7 protein-coding genes are annotated in these 6,315 nt (G+C 60.1%); 5 read left to right on the top strand and 2 right to left on the bottom strand.

Annotated elements, in window-relative coordinates; translation table 11 throughout:
• Positions 1 to 423 precede the first annotated feature (423 nt).
• From NKJ35_RS08650 to NKJ35_RS08630, 5 genes are all read left to right on the top strand, one after another.
• Positions 424 to 1,599, top strand: a complete 1,176-nt coding sequence (locus NKJ35_RS08650) for a lanthanide ABC transporter ABC transporter substrate-binding protein PedA1 (protein ID WP_352646326.1) — start codon at positions 424 to 426, stop codon at positions 1,597 to 1,599.
• A 21-nt stretch (positions 1,600 to 1,620) separates the two neighbouring features.
• Positions 1,621 to 2,592: a YVTN family beta-propeller repeat protein gene (locus NKJ35_RS08645; protein WP_352646290.1), complete on the top strand. Its 972-nt coding sequence runs from the start codon at positions 1,621 to 1,623 to the stop codon at positions 2,590 to 2,592.
• A gap of 98 nt (positions 2,593 to 2,690) precedes the next feature.
• Positions 2,691 to 3,479: a lanthanide ABC transporter ATP-binding protein PedB/LutE gene (locus NKJ35_RS08640; RefSeq protein ID WP_352646288.1), complete on the top strand. Its 789-nt coding sequence runs from the start codon at positions 2,691 to 2,693 to the stop codon at positions 3,477 to 3,479.
• Between the two features lie 11 nt (positions 3,480 to 3,490).
• Positions 3,491 to 4,351 (top strand): lanthanide ABC transporter permease protein PedC, encoded by an 861-nt coding sequence (locus NKJ35_RS08635; protein ID WP_352646324.1) that lies wholly within the window; start codon positions 3,491 to 3,493, stop codon positions 4,349 to 4,351.
• Positions 4,351 to 4,980, top strand: coding sequence for a hypothetical protein (locus tag NKJ35_RS08630; RefSeq protein ID WP_352646286.1), 630 nt, complete (start codon positions 4,351 to 4,353; stop codon positions 4,978 to 4,980). Before NKJ35_RS08635 ends, NKJ35_RS08630 begins: the two co-directional genes overlap by 1 nt.
• Before the next feature lie 27 nt (positions 4,981 to 5,007).
• Here NKJ35_RS08630 and NKJ35_RS08625 read toward each other — a convergent pair whose 3' ends face one another.
• Together NKJ35_RS08625 and NKJ35_RS08620 are read right to left on the bottom strand one after the other, a co-directional pair.
• Complete coding sequence (locus tag NKJ35_RS08625) at positions 5,008 to 5,208, bottom strand: hypothetical protein (RefSeq protein WP_352646283.1); 201 nt, start codon at positions 5,206 to 5,208, stop codon at positions 5,008 to 5,010.
• 271 nt (positions 5,209 to 5,479) lie between these two features.
• Positions 5,480 to 6,295 carry an oxidoreductase gene (locus NKJ35_RS08620; RefSeq protein ID WP_352646322.1) on the bottom strand — a complete coding sequence of 272 codons (816 nt, stop codon included), beginning with the start codon at positions 6,293 to 6,295 and terminating at the stop codon, positions 5,480 to 5,482.
• Positions 6,296 to 6,315 lie beyond the last annotated feature (20 nt).

Genomic DNA, 6,315 nt, shown 5'->3' with positions numbered 1-6,315 from the left:
CCTTGATCTCGACCAGCACCTCGCCATCGCGAGGGCCCTCGAGGTCGACCTCCATGATCTCCAGCGGCTTTCCGGCGGCGACGGCGACAGCGGCGCGCGTTTTCATCAGGCAATCCTCCCATGACGACCCATAGAGTTTCTCATTCCGCCATTGCTGCGGATGAGACCGCAATCCGCTCATTCATCGCCGTATCCCCGCGAAAAGGAATAGGACTAAAGCAGACACGTAAGTCCACTTGCGGGGCTTTGATAAATCTTGTGGCGTCCGCTAAGCTCATTGTGGGCACCTTGAATTCGCGCTGGTCCGGGAACAATCGGACTTTAGTGCAAGAATGGGCAGTTTTATCGATGACGAGCGCGGTGCCAGGCACTCTCGCGGCCTTTTTGTGCTTTTTTTTCCAGACCGCCAACGTTACAGGCGTGATGGCCCAGGAAGTGACGGGCAAGCAACCGCTCGCTGCCGACAGGCCGGAAAGAAAGATAGCCGAAATCAGAATAGGTTATTTGCGGGCCTACGCGCCGCAACTGGCGCTTTCCCTGCTGGACCTGCCGCCACGCGACGAAGGTGTTGCCGGCGCCAATGTGGCGATCGGCGACAACAATACGACAGGAAAGTTCCTCAGCCAGAAATTCAGCCTCGACATAACCGAGGTCAAGCCGGACGCCGACGCGGTCCAAGCCTTCAACGATCTGATTGCCAAAGGTGACCGCTATGTTGTCGCGGACCTCTCGGCCAGGCAATTGCTGTCGATCGCAGACATCGCCCGCGACAAGGGCGTTCTGGTCTTCAATGTCGGTGCCACCGACGACAGCCTGCGCGAGGAAGACTGCCGCATAAATATTTTCCATATCGTGCCGACGCGAAGCATGCTGGCTGACGCGCTGGCCCAGTATCTCGTGGTAAAGAAATGGCCGAATTGGGTGCTGCTCTACGGTTCGCATGAGCAGGATCATCTCTACGCGGACGCGTTGCGCCGCGCGGCGGCCCGCTTCGGCGGTCAGATCGTCGCCGAGAAGGAGTTCAAAGACACCGGCACGGCGCGCCGCACCGACACCGGCGCCACGCAGATACAGCAGCAGATTTCCGTGTTCACGCAGGATCTGCCAGAGCATGACGTGGTGCTTGTCGCCGATGAGAGCGAGGTGTTCGGAACTTATGTGCCCTACCGCACCTGGACATCGCGGCTGGTCGCCGGCACGGCCGGCCTTGTCGCATCGTCCTGGCATCCCGCGAGCGAGCAATGGGGCGGCATTCAGATGCAGAGCCGTTTCCTGAGGACGACCGGCCGACGAATGCTGTCCAAGGACATGTCGGCCTGGACGGCGGTGCGGGTGGTGGGCGAAGCCAGCATGCGGACCAATGGCGACGATCCGAAGAAGATCGGCGACTACATCCGCTCGGACGATTTCTCGGTCGCCGCCTTCAAGGGACAGAAGCTGACCTTCCGCAAGTGGAACCATCAGCTTCGCCAGCCAATCCTGCTCGGCGACACCAAATCCGTCGTCTCGACATCGCCACAGGAGGGTTATCTCCACCAGATCTCCGAGCTCGATACGCTCGGCGTCGATCAGCCGGAAACGAAATGCGTTCTTAAGTAGAACCAATCGGGAGGAATCTTCGTGCAGAGACGAGCTTGCGCACTCGCCATTCTCGCAACCGGCTCCATGGCCAATCCGGCGTGGGCTTACACCGTTTACGTCTCCAACGAGAAAGACAATACGATAACGGTCGTCGACACGGCGACGATGCAAGTGGTGAAGACCGTCGAAGTCGGCCAGAGGCCGCGCGGTATTACCATCTCGCATGACGGCAAGTTCATCTATTTGTGCGCCAGCGATGACGATACGATCGAAATCATCGATAGCGAGACGCTGCAGATTGTGGGCACGCTGCCATCCGGCCCGGATCCCGAACTGTTCGTGCTTTCGCCCGACGGGACCACGCTCTACGTCGCCAACGAGGACGACAATCTCGTCACCGCGATCAACATCGAGAGCAAGCAGGTCATGACCGAGATTCCCGTTGGGGTGGAGCCTGAAGGCATGGCTATCAGTCCCGATGGCAAAACCATGGTCAACACCTCCGAAACCACCAGCATGGCGCATTTTATCGACACCGACAGCCATGAGGTGACCGACAATGTCCTGGTCGACACGCGTCCGCGCTTTGCGCAATTCAAGCCCGACGGATCACAGATCTGGGTCAGCGCCGAAATCGGCGGCACCGTCAGCGTCATCGATAGTCTCAAGCGCGAGGTGGTGAAGAAGATCCAGTTCGCGATTGCGGGACTGCGGCCCGAAACCATCCAGCCGGTGGGCATCGCGATCAGCGCCGACGGCAAGAAAGCCTATGTCGCGCTCGGCCCGGCGAACCATGTCGCCGTCATCAATACCGAAACCTACGAGGTGGAAAAATACATCCTGGTTGGCCAACGCGTCTGGCATCTCGACTTCACACCCGATCAGAAGACGCTGATCACCACCAACGGTAATTCCAACGACATCACCTTCATCGACACGGCGACGGACGAGCCGGTTCAATCCGTAACGGTCGGCCAGCAGCCTTGGGGCGTGGCCATATCGCCCCACTAGACCGCAGCGATTATCAGGGAGGCCGACATGACAAATCTTTGCCGCGGGGATGTTGCAAGCCCATGAGAAAACCAGCGCGCCCCGAAGGAGCCAGCGGCATGCAGCATGTGAGGACAAGCAGACCAGGAGAGGAGGTGGCGGCACTCGACGTTGCCGGTATCAGCCATTCCTATGGTGCGAAGCGGGCGCTCAACGACGTCTCATTCTCGATCGCGCCAGGAACTTTCACCGTTCTGCTCGGCCTCAACGGCGCCGGCAAGACAACTTTGTTCTCGCTGATCAGCCATCTTTACGGCACGCGCCGCGGATCGATCCGCATCTTCGGCCATGAGGTCAGCCGCGCTTCGGGCGAAGCGCTCAGGCGTGTCGGCATCGTGTTCCAGGCACGCACGCTCGACCTCGACCTCAGCGTCCACCAGAACCTCTCCTATCACGCCTCATTGCATGGCATTGGCGGCCACCAAGCCCGGCAGCGCATTGCCGCGCTGCTGGATACAGTCAACATGCAGGGCCGCCAGCATGACAAGGCACGCAGTCTTTCCGGGGGCCAAATGCGGCGCATCGAGATCGCACGGGCGCTGCTCCACCGCCCTTCCCTGCTGCTGCTCGACGAGGCGACGGTCGGTCTCGATATCCAGTCGCGTGCGGGCATTCTGGCCACCATCCGCAAACTCGTCGAAACCGAGGGCATCGGTGTGCTGTGGGCGACGCATCTGATCGATGAGGTCGAAGACGCCGACCATGTCGTCGTGCTGCGGCAGGGCGACCTGGTTGCCAAGGGTGAGGTGGCCGATGTCGTTGCGACGAGCGGTGCCAGTTCGATCCGCGACGCCTTTTCCAGACTCAACCGCATCGAAACAAGCGGCATCGCGGAGATGTCGCCATGAGCGCTCCCGCAATGCCCGCAAAAGTCGCCACCCTCACGCCGGTGAGTTTCGAACAATTTGGGCTCCGTCACTACCTCATTTGCCTAAAAGGGATCGTCGTGCGGGAGTGCCTGCGCTTCCTGCATCAGCGCGAGCGCTTCATATCCTCGCTGGTTCGGCCGCTCGTCTGGCTGTTCATTTTTGCCGCCGGATTCCGGCAGGTGCTCGGCGTATCGATCATCCCGCCCTACAAGACCTACGTGCTTTACGAGGTCTACATCACGCCGGGCCTGTGCGGCATGATTCTGCTGTTTTCGGGCATGCAGTCTTCGCTGTCGATGGTCTATGACCGCGAAATGGGCAACATGCGCACCCTGCTGGTCAGCCCCTTCCCGCGTTGGTTTCTGCTGATCTCGAAGATGCTCGCCGGTGTCGCCGTGTCGATCGCGCAGGTTTACGCGTTCCTTATCGTTGCCTGGTTCTGGGGCGTCAAGGCGCCGCCGATTGGCTATCTCACCGTACTGCCGGCGCTGTTTCTGTCAGGCATGATGCTGTGCGCGCTCGGCATGCTTTTGTCCTCGATGATCAAGCAGCTCGAAAACTTCGCTGGCATCATGAACTTCGTCATCTTTCCTGGCTATTTCGCTTCTCCGGCACTCTATCCCTTGTGGCGTATCCAGGAGGCTAGCCCCCTGCTCTACAAGATCTGCCTCGCCAATCCGTTTACTTACGCCGTCGAACTGATCCGCTTCGCCTTCTACGGCCAGGTTGAGTGGCTGTCGCTGGGCGTCGTTGCCGGCTGCACGCTGCTGTTCCTTGCCGCCGCCATCATCGCCTACGACCCTTCGCGCGGCCTGATGACCCGCAAACAGGACACGGGAGGAAACACCTGATGGCACGAATGAGCCTTGTTCGCGGCCTGGCTCTGGTTGCCATGCTCGCGCCGGGCATCACCGCCATGGCAGCCAACCCCGATCCAGACTGGCCCTGCATGCAGCGCAAGGTGCCGCAACTCTCGCTCGGCCAGATCTGGAGCGGACCGGACCTTCCTTCAGCCGCGAAGGACTGGTCGAAGGACCCCACGATCTCCGCCCTGATCGAGGAAGTGGCAGCTCGCCGGATGCCGATTGCCGAAGCTCAAAAGAAGATCAGGGATTTCGCGGCCTCCTTGCCGGCAGAACAGCTTGCACCCAAAATGGCGATGCTGGTGCAAGGCATGTTCGATCACCTGGACGCCGAGCGCTCGCAGGTGATTTCGGGCATTTCCCGCTACGCCCACAAGCAACTCGAAATGGCCGCCGCGTTGCGCAAGGAAGGGTCCGATGTCGATGCGTTGCGGGCAAAGCCGGATGCAGATGCCGAAGAGATCGATCGGCGAACCGAAAAGCTGAAATTCGCAACGCGAATTTTCAATGAACGCGTCCAATCACTGACTTACGTCTGTGAAGTGCCGACGATCATCGAGCAGCGGCTTTACCAATTGTCCAAGGTCGTCTCGGAAACGCTCGGCCCGAAGAAATAGAACCCCATTCGATCGTCGCGGCGGATCTCACGAACCCCGGCCGGGCAGCACCCGCCAGCGCCGCACGAAATAACCGGGATGCGTCTCGATCCACTGGGCGACCAGCGACTGCGCCTGCATGAACGCGGTCCCGGGATTCATCGCCAGGCCGTCCACCATCTGTTCGCGTTGTTCACAGGTCTGCGGCACAGCCGTCAGGCAGACCATCATAACGAGCGTGTAAAGCATTGCCCCTTGTCCCCATCGAATCCCGAACCCCATGCCGGGAGGTTTCCGCGATACCCACCAGTCTGCCGGGGTCGCACATACAGATCGCTTACGGGTGCTGAAAGGGCGCGGCCCCCGCTCTTTCGCGCCGCAATATAACATACCGCTAATCTAACGCCAACGACGGCAGGGCGTTTCTCCGGAGTAATCGGGTCAGGTTGCGCCGCGCCAATGTGGTGCCGATGTTTCCAGCGTCGATGATTCCGATCTTCACGGGTGTTCATCGATGTCATCAAACCGGCAGCCCTAGTTGCTTTCGCAGGCTTTTGTCGAATGCGGATGCGGGGACGAAACGGCGCAGGAAACTGACCTGGCGCGCCATTTTTCCAGCCGCATAGCGCCCCTTCGGAGCGGGATCGGTCGCAGCCGCCAAAACGGTCCTGGCCACCACTTCCGGCGCATCGCCTTTTTCCATTGCTTTGTGCACAGCTGCATTCATACCGGCGCGCGCAGCGTCGTAGATATCAAGCAACTGATCCGGCCTGGCGAGATTTTCTTCAAATGAGGTGCGGGTATAGGCGGGCTCCACCAACACGACGCGAATTCCGAAAGGACGCAGTTCGTGGTCGAGCGATTCGGAATAGCCCTCAACGGCATGCTTGCTCGACGAATAAAGCGCGAAATAGGGAGCTGGAATGAACCCCTGCACCGAGCTCAAATTGACGATTCTGCCCTTGCCTTGGCGGCGCATTGTCGGCAACACCGCTTTGGTTACTCGCATAACGCCAAAGACGTTCACGTCAAACAGCGACTTGGCCTGGGCCACCGAGGACTCCTCCGCGCCACCAAGCAGGCCAACGCCGGCATTGTTGACGAGCAGGTCGATGCGCCCGGTCTCGGCCAGCACGTCCTGTACAAGTTTTGCCACGGACGCGTCATCGGTCACGTCGCCGGTCAGCATGGTAATGCCGTCGGATCGTTCGGCGACCGCGCGACGGCTGGTTCCGAACACGCGAAAACCCGCGTTCTTCAGGGCTTTGGCCGTTGTGTGCCCGATGCCGCTGGATGCCCCGGTCACCAGGGCGACGCCTAGATTGGTCTTGTTCATGAAAGTCACATCTTTCTTCG

Source organism: Mesorhizobium sp. M0136 (genome assembly GCF_040322515.1).
GTDB lineage: Bacteria > Pseudomonadota > Alphaproteobacteria > Rhizobiales > Rhizobiaceae > Mesorhizobium.
This window is presented reverse-complemented; position numbering and strand designations above follow the sequence as displayed.